This is a genomic window from Planococcus sp. MSAK28401, assembly GCF_018283455.1.
Classification (GTDB): Bacteria; Bacillota; Bacilli; order Bacillales_A; family Planococcaceae; genus Planococcus; species Planococcus alpniumensis.
The window spans coordinates 2,573,809-2,591,939 of record NZ_JAAMTH010000001.1; the positions used below are offsets into that span (position 1 = coordinate 2,573,809).

At 46.5% G+C, this 18,131-nt stretch carries 21 protein-coding genes; 7 read left to right on the forward strand and 14 right to left on the reverse strand.

What is annotated here, in order from left to right:
* Positions 1-315: 315 nt before the first annotated feature.
* Complete coding sequence (locus tag G3255_RS13055; RefSeq protein ID WP_211654866.1) at positions 316-624, forward strand: hypothetical protein; 309 nt, start codon at positions 316-318, stop codon at positions 622-624.
* 503 nt (positions 625-1,127) lie between these two features.
* On the opposite strand, the gene G3255_RS13060 is transcribed toward G3255_RS13055, so the two are convergent.
* The 6 genes from G3255_RS13060 to G3255_RS13085 form a co-directional block, all read right to left on the reverse strand.
* A complete protein-coding gene (locus tag G3255_RS13060; protein ID WP_211654867.1) occupies positions 1,128-3,146 on the reverse strand; it encodes a bifunctional 2',3'-cyclic-nucleotide 2'-phosphodiesterase/3'-nucleotidase in 2,019 nt (672 codons plus the stop codon).
* A gap of 1,014 nt (positions 3,147-4,160) precedes the next feature.
* On the reverse strand, positions 4,161-4,448 hold the full coding sequence (locus G3255_RS13065) for an addiction module toxin RelE (RefSeq protein ID WP_211654868.1): 288 nt from the start codon (positions 4,446-4,448) through the stop codon (positions 4,161-4,163).
* A 2-nt stretch (positions 4,449-4,450) separates the two neighbouring features.
* The gene (locus G3255_RS13070) at positions 4,451-4,771 is read right to left on the reverse strand and encodes a hypothetical protein (RefSeq protein ID WP_211654869.1); all 321 of its coding nucleotides are present in this window, start codon (positions 4,769-4,771) and stop codon (positions 4,451-4,453) included.
* Positions 4,772-5,096: 325 nt separating this feature from the next.
* On the reverse strand, positions 5,097-5,471 hold the full coding sequence (locus tag G3255_RS13075; RefSeq protein WP_211654870.1) for a hypothetical protein: 375 nt from the start codon (positions 5,469-5,471) through the stop codon (positions 5,097-5,099).
* Positions 5,472-5,708: 237 nt separating this feature from the next.
* Positions 5,709-6,734 (reverse strand): acyltransferase, encoded by a 1,026-nt coding sequence (locus tag G3255_RS13080; RefSeq protein WP_211654871.1) that lies wholly within the window; start codon positions 6,732-6,734, stop codon positions 5,709-5,711.
* A 93-nt stretch (positions 6,735-6,827) separates the two neighbouring features.
* Complete coding sequence (locus tag G3255_RS13085) at positions 6,828-7,793, reverse strand: patatin-like phospholipase family protein (RefSeq protein ID WP_211654872.1); 966 nt, start codon at positions 7,791-7,793, stop codon at positions 6,828-6,830.
* Between the two features lie 1,359 nt (positions 7,794-9,152).
* Between G3255_RS13085 and G3255_RS13090 the strand changes: the two genes are divergently transcribed.
* From G3255_RS13090 to G3255_RS13110, 5 genes are all read left to right on the forward strand, one after another.
* Entirely contained in the window at positions 9,153-9,893 is a 741-nt protein-coding gene (locus tag G3255_RS13090) for a C40 family peptidase (RefSeq protein ID WP_211654873.1), read from the forward strand.
* A 224-nt stretch (positions 9,894-10,117) separates the two neighbouring features.
* A complete protein-coding gene (locus G3255_RS13095; RefSeq protein WP_211654874.1) occupies positions 10,118-11,158 on the forward strand; it encodes a helix-turn-helix domain-containing protein in 1,041 nt (346 codons plus the stop codon).
* Positions 11,155-11,505 carry an MFS transporter gene (locus tag G3255_RS13100; RefSeq protein ID WP_249222122.1) on the forward strand — a complete coding sequence of 117 codons (351 nt, stop codon included), beginning with the start codon at positions 11,155-11,157 and terminating at the stop codon, positions 11,503-11,505. Before G3255_RS13095 ends, G3255_RS13100 begins: the two co-directional genes overlap by 4 nt.
* 319 nt (positions 11,506-11,824) lie before the next feature.
* On the forward strand, positions 11,825-12,187 hold the full coding sequence (locus G3255_RS13105; RefSeq protein WP_211654875.1) for a GNAT family N-acetyltransferase: 363 nt from the start codon (positions 11,825-11,827) through the stop codon (positions 12,185-12,187).
* A 43-nt stretch (positions 12,188-12,230) separates the two neighbouring features.
* Positions 12,231-12,626 carry a hypothetical protein gene (locus tag G3255_RS13110; RefSeq protein WP_211654876.1) on the forward strand — a complete coding sequence of 132 codons (396 nt, stop codon included), beginning with the start codon at positions 12,231-12,233 and terminating at the stop codon, positions 12,624-12,626.
* A gap of 161 nt (positions 12,627-12,787) precedes the next feature.
* Here G3255_RS13110 and G3255_RS13115 read toward each other — a convergent pair whose 3' ends face one another.
* Complete coding sequence (locus G3255_RS13115) at positions 12,788-13,294, reverse strand: GNAT family N-acetyltransferase (RefSeq protein WP_211655887.1); 507 nt, start codon at positions 13,292-13,294, stop codon at positions 12,788-12,790.
* Between the two features lie 526 nt (positions 13,295-13,820).
* Between G3255_RS13115 and G3255_RS13120 the strand changes: the two genes are divergently transcribed.
* On the forward strand, positions 13,821-14,198 hold the full coding sequence (locus G3255_RS13120; RefSeq protein ID WP_211654877.1) for a VOC family protein: 378 nt from the start codon (positions 13,821-13,823) through the stop codon (positions 14,196-14,198).
* A 52-nt stretch (positions 14,199-14,250) separates the two neighbouring features.
* Here G3255_RS13120 and G3255_RS13125 read toward each other — a convergent pair whose 3' ends face one another.
* From G3255_RS13125 to G3255_RS13155, 7 genes are all read right to left on the reverse strand, one after another.
* Positions 14,251-14,754, reverse strand: a complete 504-nt coding sequence (locus G3255_RS13125; protein WP_211654878.1) for a peroxiredoxin family protein — start codon at positions 14,752-14,754, stop codon at positions 14,251-14,253.
* Positions 14,755-14,818: 64 nt separating this feature from the next.
* Positions 14,819-15,484 (reverse strand): haloacid dehalogenase type II, encoded by a 666-nt coding sequence (locus tag G3255_RS13130; RefSeq protein ID WP_211654879.1) that lies wholly within the window; start codon positions 15,482-15,484, stop codon positions 14,819-14,821.
* Between the two features lie 424 nt (positions 15,485-15,908).
* Positions 15,909-16,184: a hypothetical protein gene (locus G3255_RS13135; protein WP_211654880.1), complete on the reverse strand. Its 276-nt coding sequence runs from the start codon at positions 16,182-16,184 to the stop codon at positions 15,909-15,911.
* Positions 16,185-16,187: 3 nt separating this feature from the next.
* Complete coding sequence (locus G3255_RS13140; protein WP_211654881.1) at positions 16,188-16,619, reverse strand: YhfM domain-containing protein; 432 nt, start codon at positions 16,617-16,619, stop codon at positions 16,188-16,190.
* The gene (locus G3255_RS13145; RefSeq protein ID WP_211654882.1) at positions 16,616-17,185 is read right to left on the reverse strand and encodes an AAA family ATPase; all 570 of its coding nucleotides are present in this window, start codon (positions 17,183-17,185) and stop codon (positions 16,616-16,618) included. The genes G3255_RS13140 and G3255_RS13145 overlap by 4 nt, the downstream gene beginning before the upstream one ends.
* Before the next feature lie 39 nt (positions 17,186-17,224).
* Positions 17,225-17,638, reverse strand: a complete 414-nt coding sequence (locus tag G3255_RS13150; protein WP_211654883.1) for an NUDIX hydrolase — start codon at positions 17,636-17,638, stop codon at positions 17,225-17,227.
* Positions 17,639-17,669: 31 nt separating this feature from the next.
* Positions 17,670-18,116: an NUDIX domain-containing protein gene (locus G3255_RS13155; RefSeq protein WP_211654884.1), complete on the reverse strand. Its 447-nt coding sequence runs from the start codon at positions 18,114-18,116 to the stop codon at positions 17,670-17,672.
* Positions 18,117-18,131 lie beyond the last annotated feature (15 nt).

The window sequence follows — 18,131 nt, forward strand, 5'->3', positions numbered from 1 at the left end:
CCGTTTTCTCTACTGTATCGGCTAGAAGTTAAATCCAAGTTAAAACTCGCATTTAAAATAGTGGTTTAATTATACATAATCATTAGGTATTATGGAATAGATTTGGTAAATTAAATTAGACTTTAGTTTTAACTATTGTAAGATATTATCCATTTTCATATTAATTTCAAAACAACTTAGCAGTTAATGTGTTCCTGAAGGCATTATTGCTATTTAAAAACTGTTCTCGTATAAGAATTTAGATAAAAAGAATTAAAGATATGGTTATTTTCGTTAGCAGAACGAGCGTTATTTTAGAAGAAAGCCAGACTGGGTATGGTATGGGGAGGCAAAAGAAAGGAGAGTTGGCGTATCGAATTATCGATTATTATGTATATCCTTTTAATAGGCGGCGCGCTCATTACGGGGGCATTGGCTGCGATTGTATTTATGGGCGTTTATCGTAAGTACAAACGCGTCGGCTCCCTGGTAGGTATCATGCTGCTTCTGTGGATTGTTTATCAGATGGTGACGCTGTCGAACATTTCCGGTCCACTTACTGCGATTGTATTTGTGATTTATCTCTTTTTCGGGATTGCGGCGTATTGGAGGTTAAGAAGTGAAGGAGTTATTTCTAAGAAATAGATTGCTTAGTGATTACTGATTACCTATACTGCGAGATAAATCCGAAGGATCCGATTTGGAGTATGTGGATGCGGAGCCGCAGTGTCCGCTTTGGGTTGAGCTCTCGCAATAAGCCAATAAGATCACTTGTCTTATTGCTTCGCTTCACCCTCGGCGCGGAACTGCTTGGAGATTTCGTTGCGATATGATAGTGACATGCAATGGGGTTTGTAGTTTTCACACGCCTGTCTCTACGCTTATTTGCTTGGTTGATGCGCTAAAGTCGCTTTCTTCCCCTGCACTTTATGACACCGTACTGCCCTATATTAATAGAGATGCAGCGAAAGGCGGGGACGCTGGAGGGATTAGGACGAGCTGAAGACCCTGCACTGAGCGCAAGCGAGGGAAGCGGCTGAAGCCGGACCCCTCAGCAAGCTTCCGCCTGCAGCGGAAGCTCCCCGCTGCTGCTTCCTATAGAAACCAAAAAAACAGACCCGAGAAAAAATCTCGGGTCTGTTTTGCGTTTACTGGATCGTGTAGCCGTATTTCGCGAAGCCGTTTTGTGTGACTTCGATATACTGGATGGCTGGCTCGCATTCTGCCAGGCTTTTTGCTGAGTTTGAGGTTTCGAACACAAGGTTCGGGTTGCCTGCTACGGGCGCAAATTGCCAGTTGCCATCCGCCGATGGATCGATTGTGCCGACTTCTAAAATATAGTCTTGGATTGCTTGACGGTTCTCGTAAGCAAAGTCGATCGATTCAGTCCCATTGCGGACACCTGGGAAGTTTCCGCTCGCCCGGTAATTGTTCGTCACAACGAGGAATTCCTGGTTCGGGTCTATCGCTGTTCCTTCGTATTGAAGATTCTCGATGCGTTCGGCGCCTTCATTAACAACTGCGCCTTCTCCGTCGTATTTCGCCGGCTCCGTGATATCGATATCGTATGTGACGCCGTCGATGACATCGAAGTTATACGTACGGTAGTTGTCATTGATGAATGTTTGTTCGCCCGTTGCGGTCGGGTCGATTTGCTTGAACTGGCCAGCCGACATTTCGAGCCATTCTTTGAGGTCTGCGCCGGTTAATTTCAGAACGAAGACAGTGTTGTCATAGACATAAAGGTCCGCGACGTTTTTGATAGCGATTTCGCCGGTTTCGATATTAGTGTAATAATCGCCGCCGTTGCGCCCGCCTGCTTTAAACGGCGCTGCTGCGGATAGTAATGGAAGATCTGCGTTTTCCGTTCCAGCGAGTTGCTGCTCGGCGTACCAAAGTTGTGCATTGTTGACGATCTGCACGGATGGGTCATCTTGCACGAGTGAGAAATAGCTATTGATCGGTGCTGTTGTTTCGCCGACAGGGCTGCGGATGTATTCCACTGTGCCTTCGTGCGTTTCTTTTACCGCTTCGATCACTTGCTCTGCCACTTCATCAGTCGTGGAATCAATGGCGCGCAGTTCCGCTTCCCCGTTCGTGATGCGCCATTTCTTGCCACGCGGCTCCAGCGTCAAATCGATGACGCCGAGATGGCTGCCAAATTTACCAGGCATGACGACAGGGACGCCGTTGATCGTGCCTTTTTCCTGATCAACATTTTCGAGCTCGCTGAACGATCCCGGGAACACGTCGTGGTTATGGCCTGTGATGATCGCATCCACGCCTTCCACTTCGGTCAATTGATACGTGATGTCATCTTCTTTATCGGTATGGGTTTCATCGCCCATTCCGGAGTGGGAAAGAACGACCACGACATCCGCTCCCGCTTTCTTCACTTCTGGAATGAATTTCTCCACGGTGTCGGCTGCATCTTCTGCGATGACTTCCCCTTCAAGATGCGCGCGGTCCCAGCCCATGATGCCAGGCGCTACAACGCCGATGACGCCGACTTGGATTGTGTGCTTTTTGCCTTTGCGGTCCTTGACTTCTTTATCCATGATTGCGTACGGCGTGTAACGGTTCTTGCCCGTTTCTGCATCGTACACATTGGCGTTCAATACTGGGAACGATGCTTCTTCCAATGCGTTATCGAGATAATCGAGGCCGAAGTTGAACTCGTGGTTGCCGAGTGTCGATGCATCGAAATCAAGCGATTCAAGCGCAGCATATGCCGGGTGCAACTCGTCGTCTTCGAGCGGGTCGACGTTGACTTTATATCCGCCGAACGGAGTGCCTTGGATCAAGTCGCCGTTATCGAACAACAAACTGTTCGGGTTTTCTTCGCGTGCATCTTCAATCAAAACGCCGGTTTTCGCAAGCGATAATGAATTGGATTTAGCGTCACGGTAATAATCGTAGTTGACGAAATTTGTATGTAAATCTGAGGTGCCGAGAATCTGCAGTTCCACTTCTTTCGGCTTGCCGCCGTTCTTTTTCCATTTGTCCATGCGTTCTTTGTAGCTTTGCCCATTGCCTTTCACGGTTTTTGGCGCTTTGTCTTTCACCACTTCGTGATAATCCCCCGCAGCAATCGCCGGAGCTCCTGCCGTTAAACTGCCAAGCGCCAACACCGAAGCGGCGAGCGTCAAGGATAGTTTCTTGCTCATCTGTCCATCTCCTCTTAGTTCATAATGGTCAAGCTTGTTCATTATACTACTTCGGATTTCGGAATAGAATGCGTTTACACAAAATTGCATCAATTGTAACAAGATTTACTTTTTGGATAAGTTTTGAAAGGACCTTGGAGGATAAATAGTCATCCTGAAGTTATAGCTAAATGATTAGTTGTGTGAGATGGGATGGCTTCGGCTTTTATCGATAGTTGAGAGAGATATATGAGAGGGGTTCTATTTTGGGCGTCTCTTGAGAGAGCCGCAGTGTCCGCTTGGGGTTGAGCTTTCGCAATAAGCCAAAAAGAACACTTGTCTTATTGCTTCGCTTCACCCTTGGCGCGGAACTGCTTTTATATATCACTGATTGCAGAGAGATAGATCGGATTTGTTCCATAGTTGCATCCGCTGCATAGATCGCTTATTTCTGGGGCTTATCCCATATTGCTAGATACATGAGAGGAATTCGATTTGAGGTGTCTGTTTGAGAAGCCGCAGTGTCCGCTTGGGTTGAGCTTTCACAATAAGCCGGGAAGAACGTCCGTCTTATTGTTTCGCTTCACCCTTGGCGCGGAACTGCTTTTATATATCACTGATTGTAGAGAAATAGATTGGATTTGTTTCATAGTTGCATCCGTTGCATAGTTCGCTTATTTCTGGGGCTTATCCCATATTGATAGATACATGAGAGGAATTCGATTTGGGGTGTCTGTTTGAGAAGCCGCAGTGTCCGCTTGGGGTTGAGCTTTCGCAATAAGCCAAAAAGAACACTTGTCTTATTGCTTCGCTTCACCCTTGGCGCGGAACTGCTTGAAGATATCGTTGGATATAGCGAGACCGACTAGATTTGTTCGGTATTTTGCATCCGCTGTTAGATGCAGCTTAGTATTCGGGGAACTTCGATCCATAAAAAAAGAGCAGTCGTTGTGACTGCCCCTTTTGTTAAGGCACTCAAGTGCTTGCCGGTCAAATAAGGCATTATGAGCAACTTTTGACACTTCATCTAGTGTGTTAAAGCCGATTTTCAGCTTCTTTGTATACTTTCTTCTTATCCCGTTTGCCTATGATGACAATTTCAATCAATTGCATTTCGCCATTTACTTCCCTAAAAATCAAACGAAGGCCTTTTTGATTATTCTTCAATTTATTGCAGCCCGCTAAGTTTCCATGTAATGCTTCGCCCGCTTGCATACCTCGCAATCGAATGCGATCGAGGGCTTTGTTGACGAACACTTTTTGATCCCCGTCCAGCGATTTGTAATCATTTGCGGAGTGCTCTGTCCATTGAAGTTTGTACAAAGTTATTCCCACCCGTCATTTTCATCAATAACAGGCATTTCTTCGGCAATGGCGCCACGAACTTCCAGATCCGTCAATGTCTTCACGTTTTCTTTCAATAAGCGCTCAGCTGCTTCCATTTCAATAATCCGCTCGTACAGCACCGATACTTCTTCATTAAGGCCATTGTATTGTTCTTTCGTCAACATAACACCCGCAATTTCTCCTCGGTTAAATACATACACACCGGCATTTGATTCTTTCGCTTCCCGGAACACGTCAGTAGGAGACCGTTTCACATCACTGATTGAAACGGTTTTATTCTGGATGGTTTTTAAAGCCATGTTTATCCGCCCCTTCGCTTTTACTATATCTTATTATATTATTTTTAAAAGTTTTTTAAAAGTTTTTTATCTTGTTGTTTAATTGTTTCATTTTAACGAGTTGCCGGACCCCCTTCTCCCTCCTGCGAGAGAACTTCAACGTAGATTCTATCAGCACTCCCCTATTTGACACCCACAACCACAGGGTCTCATCCTTGCCATTCAGCAATAAGGATTCACCGCAAAGACGACCAGTGCCATAACCACCATGTCTATACGAATTTTCATTTTTTAGCCCAAAACAAAAAGCCCTGCAAACTGCAGAGCTCAATCACCTTTATGCACCCTATTGAAGAATCTTTTTCAACTCTTGCGTCTGTTCTGCTGTCAGCCTGAAAAATTCCTGGTTTTCTTTGTGGGACAGGACGTTGCGTTCATTGGACATAACAGCCCGGCCATTGTCGCGGTACCAGACAAAACGGCGTACTTCTTGAACTCCGTCGTCTGGGCGGTCGATGGTGAAGACAGCTTGTGGTTCGATCGACAATCGGTCAAGCGACTCAAGCTCTTTCTCGTTTTGTAGAATTGTTTTGAGTGACACAACGGAAGCACGGTCCTTAATGTCTTTTTGGAAATGGACACCTTCTGTCATGCCATCCGTAAACGGCACTCCGACCCGAATGACTTCGTTGTGTGTACATGCCGAAAGCATAATCGCCATTGCTATCATAATTCCTAGCCAAATTGACTTTTTGATGCTATCACCCCTTTATACCCATGAACCAGCCTTAATTTACAATTAAATACAGCTTATCATGATATCTCATCTAATACGAGTTATTCTAATAAATTCATCAAATTTTTAACCAATAAGTCTCCCTCTACACTGCAACATTAATCAGCGGTCCATCGTGTATAGAGTTATATAGGCATAAGTGCTTGTCCTTCTCTCAGCAGCCTATGGCACTAGCCGTCTCACTACCGGCGTCTTCTGCATCAGGCGGATGATGATATACGACAGGATGAAGATGACGATCCACGATAAAGGCACACCGATTCCCACATTAAGGGTCGTTTCGTTGAAATTAACCAATCGGTTCAAATAGGTCTGAATCAGCGGGTGGATAATGTATACGCCAAACGTTGCCGTGCTGATGCGCGTAATGAGCAGCGTCGATTTCAAGTTTTTGCCGAGCTGCTGGAACGCTACGAAAACGAATAACGAAACAAAGATAGCGTGCGGGTAATAATGCTCGTAGTAAAAGTCATCGAAATCGCCGGCTTCACGCCCGGCATTGGCCGAGACCGTACCGTATAGCGTAACCGCGTAGCCAATAATTGCGAGGACCCCGAGCGTCGGAAGCCAGCGCTTTGGCAGCGGGTACATCACGAGATAGGCGCCGAGTAAGAAATAACCGATATACGGCGCGAACAATTCTCCAGCGAAAGCGACTTCATACCCTGTCACGCGCGTGAAGATTGGTGCCGCAGCCGAGAACAAAAACCAGAACGCGAAGAAATAATGGAACATTGTCTTGTCCATATGCTTAACGAGGATGCGCAGAAACGGCGCCATCAAATATAGCCCCGTAATGATGTAGAGAAACCAAAGATGGAAGTAAATATCGTCCGAGAGGAAAGCGCCGAGCATTTGACTGGGTGTGTATTCCTCTCCGAGTTGAAAAATATTATAAGCCAAGTAAACGGCGCTCCAGAACACGAGCGGCAACAAGACTTTGCCGAGCCGCTTGCGAAGAAATTCGCCGATTGGTTCTTTGCTGTCGCGCGTGAGGAGCAATGCGCCGCTCAGCATGAAGAAAATCGGCACGCACCAGCGAAGTGCGCTGTCGATCGCGTTTGCGTAATGCCATTCCCAATCGCCTGTTGTGTAATTATTGATGATTTTCGATGCGACGTGGACGCCGACGACCGTAATGATCGCGAACACCCGCATCCAGTCCATATAGCCGTATCTCCGTGCCATTGGGTTGACCTCTTTTCACTATGGTTCCTCGCTTATTTTACCCGAGCCACCTCTGTAATTACCACGACAAACGCATTACACTTCCATGACAAGTCATAACAAGCGGCACAATTTATCGAGTTCAGCGCTTTGCGTTTCAATCATCCGCTGCCCGACCCGTCGAAGCCGTGCGAGGTTTTCAGGCGTAACGCGGTCGAGCTGTTCAATGCCCGAATCGTCTGCGGGCAGTTTTTCCTGGAAGCGAAAATAACGCTGATCAATTCCTTCATCTTTCAACAGGTGGCGCAGCTGATGGTCGACCGAGTCGGAACTGCCGTCCATCATGACTTTCAACAACGAACGTGCCCAGCCGTAATGGAACCATGCGCGCCAACCGGTCACTTCCACTTCGCGCTGCGCTTCCCCGGTACCGAGCGACACGAGCAGAAAATCTTCTTCTTCGCCTCCGTAGAGTTCGAGTCCTTCGGTGTAAGCGCTTAGCCCTGGGTCATTGGCGAACACGCCACCGTCGATGAACGCGGCTTTCGGATACTCCGGAATCTTCGCCGGCGCGAAATAACTCGGCGCAGCAGTAGCTGCCCGAATGATGTGGCGAATCTCACTGTCGGGCTGGCGTTTATTCAAATTGATGACGGTGCTTTTGAAAAAATGGGCATGCCGGCCGTGGATATCATAGCTCGGGATGACGGCTGGCTGGAGCAAGTCGGATAATTTCAATTGCTTGAAGTAATGCTTGAGGACTTTTTCAAATTCTTGATGGCTGTACTGAGTATGAAGAAAACGGCCGACAACACCGAACGAACGGTGAAGGAAGGATTTCCGGAACATGCGCTCAGCTTCTGTTTCGTATAATTTGAGGATGTCATTTGCTGTGTAGCGCGGCTTTTTGCCGTCCGGCACCAAGAGGCCGAGTGCCAGGATCGCGCCGGTTGAAGTGCCTACGAAGATATCGAATTGTTCGGAGACGGGTTTCCCTGTCCGCCGCTCCAGTTCACACAGCATCATCGCCGGCAAAATCCCCCGTATGCCTCCCCCATCGATCGATAGAATCTTCTTCATAGGTACAGCCTCCTTCTATAGAGATATGTTTCGTTTCTTCTATTAGTTAATGAATGAATGAGTGAACTCTAGGATAGATGAATTGAGAATGTTGGATATGGAATCCGGTAATGCAGCGCTTGGCGCTTTGGGCATGGCTTTCGTGATGAGCCCGGAAAACCACCGGTCTCATCGCTTCGCCTAGCCCTTGGACGCGCCGGCGCTTGGGTCAGTTCATTGTGAAGTGGGTGGATCGCTTGGATTTCATTGTTTCTAGTTTGGGTGGCACACAGAATGCGAGACTGCTCCCAGCGCTTCACGCTGAGTCGCGGTGAGTTGATTGAAAATGTAACGATTCACTTGAATAGATTGTGTTGTTTTTCTGGCTGGTTATTTCGCTTGGCGCTTTGGGCATGGCTTTATTGATGAGCCCGGAAAACCACCGGTCTCATCACTTCGCCTAGCCCTTGGACGCGCCGGCGCTTAGGTCAGTTCATTGTGAAATGGGTGGATCGATTTGATTTCATTATCTTTTATTTGTGGTGAAACGAAGAATGTGAGACTGCTCCCAGCGCTTCACGCTGAGTCGCGGTAACTTTTATTAGCGGTGAAGTGAAGTTTTAGATTCAAGTTGCGATTCGTAAAATCTACTTTCTTCTATATAAGCAAGCACAAGCTCAAATTCACAAAATAGTATCTGCGATCAATGCCTACACATCAATGAAATATGCCATCTACTTATTCATCTAAAACTAGAGATGGAGTGGAAATCGGCGACTCCGGGAGGATCAGCGAGACAATTGAGACCCTGCATGAGCGCAGCGACGAAGCGGCTCAATGCGAGCCCTCCGGAAAGCGTCCGATTGCAGCGCAATCTCTTCCCCACTCAACTACTCCTATTAATCCCCGTATACCCCTAACCCACAAAAATAAAGCAATGAATGGATTGTTACAGTTATGTAACAAAGCTTTATTGCTATAGTTTTTGATTTTTCTAATAACTATATGATTATTTTAGCTGAAAAACTGCTGCGAAAGGGCTTGGTGTCCCGATATGGAAATTAAAGGCTCTAATATTTAGAATAATTTCTGCTCGCCCGTAATATTTTGTGAATTCAAACACGCAAAAATCACTCGTATTTCCCCTTTCACAAAGAAATAAACATCTACTTGTAAATATTACTACCTTTAAAACCCTTGATATACCTAGGTTTATGAGGCGTCATTCACTTGTAATATTGCTGTAACCTAATTGAAACTCCACAGACATTGTTTTTGTAGGAGGCAGTCTATATAGTAAGTGGCAGAGCAAATTAATGATAATCCTTATAGCCACATAACATAAATTTAAAAAATTAATCCTTCGGAGGTACTGACAATATGAAAAAAGCATTCTTTACACTACTAGCAGCAGGCGCATTGGTATTTTCTAGTTCAGCTACAGACGCACAAAATACAGCACAAGCACAACAGCCACAGACAGAAGTCGCACAGAAAGCATCTGAGCCAGCGATCGTTCAAGTTTCCAACAGCACATACAAATTCAAATACGCTACAAACGTCCGCAGAGATGCTGGCACAAGCCACGGTGTGATCCGAGTTGCTTCTAAAGGCGCAACTGCAACAGTTACTAAATCTGCTTCAATCGGAAGCGGCACATGGTTCAAAGTTCGCACAGGCGGAACTCACGGTTGGGTACATAGCTCACTCGTTACAAAATCATCAGGTTCTGGCGTTGTCCAGGCTTCTGCTAAAACAGCAAGCGTTTCTTCTTCAGCAGTTGTTTCTCAAGCACTAGCGCTTAAAGGCATCCCGTACCGTTTCGGCGGCACAACAAGAGCTGGGTTTGACTGCTCAGGATTTGTACAATACGCATTCAAACAAGCAGGCAAAAGCGTTTCACGCACAACGCTTTCTCAATATGCTCAGTCTTACAAAGTTTCAAGCCCACGCCCAGGAGACTTGGTCTTCTTCGCGAACACTTACCGCCCAGGTATCTCACACGTTGGGATCTACATCGGGAACAACCAGTTTGTACACTCTGGCGGTTCTAAAGCAGAAGTGAAAAGCTTGAACGGCCCTTACTGGGGAGCTAAATTCCACAGCTTCAGACGTTTCTAAGCTAAATATGTGATTCAGGGAGTATCCGAAATCTCGGGTGCTCTTTTTCTTTTGCCATTTTAAGGGCGAACTTCTTGTTTTGCACAAGATTTACTCTCTTCCTTCTATATAATAGTACGCACCTTTTCATTCACTCAAAATAAACCGAATTTAAAATTCAATTAATATTGAATTATAGATTCCATTCCTTTAGAATAAAGAAAATGCTTATAGGGGGTTTTGTAATGAAGATTATGGATGCTGCTTTACCGGAAGAGTCGATTCATCTAGCTGTCGAACAGTCGCCGGTGTGGGAATGGATTGTCGGAATTGCGGGCTATACGCACGGGCAATTGCGCCATACGTTTGAGATGGATGAGGAATGGAACGAGGATGCGGAAAGAATGCCTGCTTCTTTGCACGATTCCTTGGCGAAGATTCAAGAGACGAATTTATGGTATGGCCTGCTTTTACTACAAAATGAGTTTGGGGCTCGTTCTATTGATGAATTTGCTGAGCGGTTGACGGGTATGTCTGATGAGCAGTTTTATGATGTCCTGCTCCCTTACCATAGCCGGTCGGCGGAAGTGTTGCGCAAAGAGACGGCGCAGCGGCCAAACGATGATGCCTTATGGGTACAGTATGCGGATTTGTTTGAAGGGCACGCTTATCTTGGGGGCTATGTGCGCGAACTCCACAAACATTCGAAAGCCCAGCTCAGTGAATTGTTTTTCACGGTGTTGAACGGATGGCAGAATTGGATGGCCGAAAAATCGTTTATTGCGAAATGGCTACAGGCTCTTGTCTTTGAAGAAAAGCAGCATCGCGGGCTCGAGTCGGCGAAAGCCGCGAGCGAAATCAAGCGCGTGGCGGGTGCCGACTATGCGCCGGAGCCTTCCATTTGGTCGGTGAAACTGATTCCCCATGTGTCGTATCGGCCCTGGCTGCTGACGATTCGCACCGCTGATGTGAAGTTGTTTTTCTATCCGGTCAGCGAACAGCACCTGCTCGCCCCTGGAGTGCCGCCGAATGAATTGATCCAAGGGCATAAAGCGCTTGGCGATGAACTGCGTTTGCAGCTATTACATCACTTGCGACAAGGCCCCGCTTCCCTTCAAGAGCTCAGCGGCCAGTTCGCCATCTCCAAGACGACCTTGCATCACCAGCTGGCTTTATTGAAAGCGGCGAAATTCGTTCAAGTGGAGAAAGGCGTTTATTCAATCCGGTTGGATCAGCTCGAGGCGTTTTCCAGACAATTGACCCGTTATTTGGGCCTGGATGAGTGACAGGTTACTCACGTGCCTTCAAGTCGTTATGGGCCGGTGAAGTCATCTCGGAATTTGGTGGTGCGGCCGGCGCCATCGTCAACGGGTTGTTGCTATACGAATTGACCGGCTCGCGCGAATGGATGGGCGTTTTATGGCTCGTTTACTTCATCCCTTCCCTCTTGTTGCAGGGAGTCAGCGCACCGTTTTTGAATCACGTGCGAAAAGACCGGATGCTGCGGCGCATTCAATTGATCCGTGCGGGTGCCTATTTATTGCCGCTTGGCGGGTTTTTCATGGGCAACGAGGCAGGAGTCATTGCCGGTCTGATCGTTTTGCAAATCGTTCTCGGACTGCTTCAGCCGTAAGGAGCAGAAATGGCTACATGGATCATCTTCCAGCTGAAAATTTAGGTAAATTTTCATGACAACCGTTTCCATATAACTATTTTTATAATATTCAGTTTACTTTACAAAGAAATTTGGGTATTGTGTAGTTGTACTAGCCATCACTGAATTCAAATAAAGCGCATTGTTGATTTTGAACATCCATCCAATGATGAATAAAACGGTCGTATACACCAGACACCAGTGCTGGAGGTGGCGCCAAAAAGAATGTCCTATTCTTTTTGGCGCTTTTTTAATGGCCTGTTCATTGATGAAGCATACTTGAGAAGGAGGGATTTGAATGATGATCGAATACGAATCACGCCACCGGGAAACTGTATTGCGCTTGCTTTCCCATTTACCATCGGCCCGTAAAGGAGTTCCTACCCAACAAATATTGAGCACCTACGAAAGGCTGCCGGATCGCCGACTATATGTATGGATGGAAAATGAAAAAGTGATTGGAGTGATTGGCATCCACATACAAAAACAGACTTTCGCTGTCCATCACATCGCTGTTCATCCTTCCCTCCGCAATCAGGGAATCGGCAGTTCACTGATTCAAGCCGTTCAAGAAGAACATATTTCCCAGGCAATGTGCTCCACTCAAGAGACGAAGGATTTTCTGGACAGTTGCTGGCACAAGCAATCTCAATTTAGTTGATTTTCACTACGCAGTCCTAATCCTGGCAGAAAGGAAGAATGACATGGACACTTTAAGAGCAAGCGCAGTGGAACAGGTCAAATCCTACTTAGATGCTGAGGTGGAAATTACTGCAGGCCAGACATTCGTAAAAAAATCACGTGAAATGAAGATTTATCGAGAGCAGCAATGCTTTACATGCATCATCGAGCACGATATCTCGTTCGGGAAAGTGAATGCTGACGGTACGGCATTGAACCGTGCAGAGATTTTTCTATTGCCGGAAGAGTATCCTTCTTTCCTGTTTGCCTGGAAGAATTTCCGCATCCCTTTGCCTACCGATTATCGCCAATGGCAACAGGTCAATCCACATATCGTCAGCATGTGCATGGAGTCGGTCGAAGCGCCAGAAGATTTCGCAGCCCGCTTGTCCGCTGCCTTCAGTACCTTGAAGACATGATTTTTTCACTAAACGCAAGTAGGCTTTCATTGCCCGAGCGATACTTCAACACGGATTTGCATCCGGTTGAATTGATATAAAGCGACTCCCGGCTCAAGCACTTTATGCTTGTTCCGGGAGTCGCTGTTTTGTTGGCGTGAATTCAGTTTTTTTCATCCCAATTAGATATTGCGCTTATACCGAAGCGAGCGCTGGTTTTCGCCTTCGGGCATATCGTAAGCCGCTTCCTCGGATTGAAACACAAAGCCGCGTGCTTCGTAAAACGGAATCGCCATCCCATTGCCTTTTGCGACCGCTACCCATTGCGTTTGGGCACCATGGGCTAGCTGGTCTTGTGTGATTGCTTCCAGCAGTTTCGTGCCGATGCCTTGATATTTGCGGTCCGGATCCAAATAGAGAACATAGACTTCCGCTACGGTTTTATCGGTGAAGCCGCCACCGCCCGCTCCAATTACTTCTCCGTTTTCCACTGCTACAAACCAGCCGTTCCAGTCTTGGCTGGTATTGTGGATTTCACCCAAAATGCGTTGTTCGTTATAAAACTTCTCGATGACGCGTTCGATTTCGTGTTGCGGCAATAAGCCCGGGTAAGTGCTGCGGTTGCCGGCTGCGCACACTGAACGAATGCCCGTCGCGTCTTGTGCTAATGCTTTCCGGATGTCCATTATGTAATTGCCTCCTTATCTGCTGAACAAGTACGACAAGATCAACCCGGTGATAATACCGAGAGCAAAGAATAGAATGAGTTTCGGTGTTTTTTTCACGTGTCTCCTCCTCTTTTATACTTACTCTAATTAGTGTATCAAACTTACAGAGCTTGATTTGAGATTGTTCCATTTTTATGAAAAAATGGTATTTATCAAGTTACTTTATTAGCTTTGAGAATTGAATCAAACAAGGGGTGATTTATCTGAACCAGCTATTATTGTCCAAGAAATTCATCCCAGTTTATTTTATCGTTGGGTTTCTTTCTATCTTATTATTCCGGTTCTTGGAGTCTTCTTGGATTGAAGTGTTCCTTTTGACCTTTGCTTGCTTTCTAGTTGGAATCCTTTCTTTTATCGAAAATTTTATTGTTTCCCTTGGATTAAAACGCAGCTCCTAAATGGCTGTTTGTTATAAAAGGGTTTTCCGTGTCCCCATCGAATTATTAGGATGACAAGATTCATCACTTTATGCGGAGGTGGAAAATCAATGATTACAAAAATCGGGCAGGTCATGGTGTATGTGCGTGATCAGGACGCAGCAGTGACGTTTTGGACGGAGAAGATGGGTTTTACGGTCTTACATGACAAAGAAAACGAGGGCATGCGGTGGATCGAAATTGCGCCTCGGGAAGATGCGGAGACGAGCATCGTGCTGCACGACAAGAATTTACTCGAACAGATGGATACCGGTTTAAGTTTAGAGACGTCGTCGCTATTGTTTTACGCGAGTAATTTCGAACAGCTGCGCAACGAGTTGGCTGAAAAAGGCGTCACGGTCGGTGACATTGTCGCGATGCCGACGGGCCGGACCTTCAATTTTGCGGATGCAGAAGACAATTATTTCGCAGTGCTGGAGTCGAATTGAGCCATGAAAAAAGAGCTTGGAGAATTGCCTCCAAGCTCTTTTTTATAGGGTCTTATTTTAAGTTTTTGCGAATGTATGCAGCGATTTTGCGCAATTCTTTTGCGTGCGGACGGCCGAATGGGCTCGTTTGCTGCTGCTGGTACATGATTTTGCCTTCTTCATCGAGCAAGTAATACGCCGGCTCGCCGTGAATGCCGTGATCTTCATACGGTGAATCTTCTCCATGATAATAGACGCCGTATTGGTTCAGTATGTCTTGCTTCGCGTCACCCAAAATCGGGAACGTCAAGCCGTGCTTTTCTTTCATTTCATTGAGATCTTTTGGGTTGTCTGTAGAAATAGCCGTGAAATGGATGTCCTTGTCTTCGAAATACGACAAGCTGTCCTGAAGGTCCTGCAATTCCTCGTTGCACGCTGGGCACCATGATCCTCTGAAGAAAATGACGAAGCGCCAGCCTGGGCGTTCTGATAAGTCGTGTTGAAGCGTATAGTCTCCGCCTTCTGCGCGCGGCAATGTAAATGATGGGGCTAAATCCCCTAATTGTAGTCTATTCATGTAAATGCCTCCTCTTATATAAGTAGTTTACCCGGAATGATCAGCTTTAACCTTTTTATAGGATTTATTTCCATTTCAATAAGCCGTTTAAATCCTCAAAGACATAATCCGGCTCCAGGCCAAGCTGTTCGACCGGTGCCTCTTTGCGGTTGATCCAGGCAGTGCGGAAACCAAAATTCTTCGCACCCGAAATGTCCCAGCCGTTGGAAGACATGAACAGGATTTCGTCGCGCTCGATGTTCAACTGGTCCAAGACGTATTGATAAGCGGCCGGTGCGGGCTTGAACTGCTTGATTTCATCGACGCTGACGGCTTTGTCGAGCAAGTCTTTGATACCTGCATTTTCAATCAACGGGTCAAGCATATCGTGAGAGCCGTTCGAGAACACGACGAGCTGGTGGTCCTGCAGCTGTTTCAGTACCGCTTCTGATTCTTCATAGAGTGGCAAATGCAAATAGGCGTCCATCAATTGCTGCTCGATGTCTTCCGTCGATTCGAGCCCCTCGTCTTCGAGTGCGTATTTCAAGGCGCTGTGGGTGACCGCGTAAAGCGTATCGTATTTCCCCATGAGCTGGCGCATCATAAAATATTCGACTTGTTTTGTGCGCCAGGTCTGACTAATCGCTTCGCCGTGCCCCGGAAACACTTCCTCGCATTGATCTTTGATGGCGATGACGTCGAACAATGTGCCGTACACATCGAAGACGAACGCTTTGATCGGTTTGTCCATATGATCGTCCTCCTCTGGTTTTCGCTGATAAATTCCACTGCTTTTCCTTGTATCCCCTTTTAGACAGAAAAATAACGGCATAAAAAAAAGCATCTTCTGCAAGATGCCGTTGGAGTATATTTCAGGTTGTCGAGAAACTTGAGAAACCGTATTTTCCGAAGCTTATCGCTCGCTTTCCGTGGGGCGGGAATCGAGCCTCCTCGGTTTGCTCCACTTTCGCTATGCTCAAGCGTCGCAAATAAATGAACTCAGCAAAGCTTCGCTCATTCATTCCCTGCGGGGTCTCTCAAACCCGCTAATCCCACAGGAGTCGAGCGAACACTTCTCCAAATACTGGGACAGTCCATTTATTTTTAAATGTAGAAATAAAGTCCCCTTTTTTCATCTAGTAGACTATAAACTTATCTAACTCTCTGAAATGTATTTAGTTGTCACGGTTTTTGTCATTCTCAAAGTCTCTGACAAACTTTTCATCTTTCTTCTTTTCAATGAAACTCCAGACGGCAAAAATCAATGCGGAACTCACGAGAACAAGGAGCGAGGCAGTAAAGACAAAATCGAAATCCATCTCTTGCACCACTTGGTCGGCGCCAGCCCGTTGGATATGGTGTGCCCAACTGCTTTCATAGTCCATGAAGCTGAATGATAGAATGAGCCCTATGACGACACCGCCTACGATCGATAAGAAAAACTTCCTCATCCATCATCCTCCTCTATGATCAGTCAATCCATCGAGTAGATTTTCTGATGACAGATAGCGATAGAGTGCTTCGGCATCTTTTGCTTTTAGCGTGTAGAGCGTGTGGGTATCCAACTCGTCCATGACAGAACCTTGATCTTTTGCCACCCATAGATAGAATGTCTTTCCCCCGAACTCTAGTTCAAAATCCGGATCTACTACATCCGCGATGCCCTGGAGTTTATCGGCACGCGAAATGGCACCGGCAAACAACTCGATCGTTTGTGCATCCGTCACTTCAGTGCGCGTATTTTCTTTCACTTCCCCGAAGCGTTCCATTTGGTATAAGACGAGTTTGTCAGCTTCCTGTTGTTCGGCACTAATCAAACCGTTCTGGCAGGCTGACAAGATGAAGGCTACGAACAAGCAAATAAGCATGACCGGCAGTTTCTTCATGAGCCTTCTCCCCTTGCGGCTAGTTCACGGATTGCTGAAATAGCGGCTTCGATTTGTTGTTCATTCGCTACGGTAAACAAATAATCCGCTTCGCCTGGCGTGGGCGTGACGCCAGGGTTATCAACGGATTCAGCTTGTTGACGGACAAGGACATCTTTAAATGAAGAAACGGTGCGCAAGATGGCAGTGTCACGCACAGACTGATCGATTCTCGTTTCAAGCACATCGTCCGCGATGCTAAAGTTCACCAAAATGGTCGTGAAGCCTTTCGTTTGGTAAAACTTCAGCAGTTTCAAACGGCCTTGGCGGTTTCGATTGGCGTTGCACAAAATGATGTGACAATCGGTTTGAGTAACCGCATGATTGACGATGGTCTGCGTCAGTGCATACTTGATCGCATTGGCTCCTTCTTTCGGGACCAGCGCCGGATAATAGCTTTGCAGGATTTCTGCATGATTGTCCTGATCGACGACGATGGCATTGCCAAGCTTCCGCTCGAGCGCTTTGGCGAATGTTGTTTTGCCGCTATGGGTTTTGCCGACCGTGATGACCACAACTCTGTTCACATGCGCAACTCCGTTCGTATGGTTTGTGAAAATGAATGATTAAATAGAAGCCGCGCGATTCATGAACCCGATGAGGTGTTCTTGGTCTTCTGGGTAATCGTGAAGCAGTTCTTTCAATTCGGCTTCTGTTTTCCACGTGATTTCCTCGATTTCGTTGTCGGGGTCCTGGAAACAAATATTGCCTGAGATAACTTCGCATAGAAAATAATGGCTGGTGACTTCGTAGTTGCCGATTTGCACATTTTTCGTATGAAGCTGTTGCTTCACATCGATGCGAAAGCCGGTTTCTTCCCACACTTCCCTCACGCACGCTTGTTGCGGGGATTCACCTGTTTCAATTTCACCGGACGGGATGCTCCATTTGCCGGATGCCTTCGATTTCACCATGAGGATCTTCTCTTGGTCGATCACCACTCCAGCCGCACCCTGCCAAACTTTTTTTGTTTCTTTCACAGGTCTCCCCCCCCCATAGTAGTTTAATGCCTTAAATATAATCGAGAATTTTGATATCCATTTCATCGAGTACGCCAATTTCCTCTTTTGTATCCCAAAGCTTCATTTCCGTTGTTTCGTCATTTGGAATAAAGGGCTGCAATTTCTCTACCGTTCCAAGAAAAATCGGATTGTATTTGATTTCCCGGGTTTCAGTATGCTGTAGTTTGAGCAAGCCTCTGAATTCCAAGTCTTCAACGACCTGGCCGGATTCTTCGTACAATTCCCTTACGGCACATTCTTTCGACGTCTCGCTGCCTTCTCTCCTGCCCGCTGGCAATTCCCATTGCTCGCGCCATTTATTGTAAACCATGAGCGTTTTGCCGCCACATTTGATGGCTGCAAATGAACCTGCAATTGATTCAAACTGATGGATCTCATGTTCCTCCATAAATAGAAAGTCGAGAAATTGAAAACCATGGCTTCTTGTTGTGTTCATCGGTTACTCTCCTCC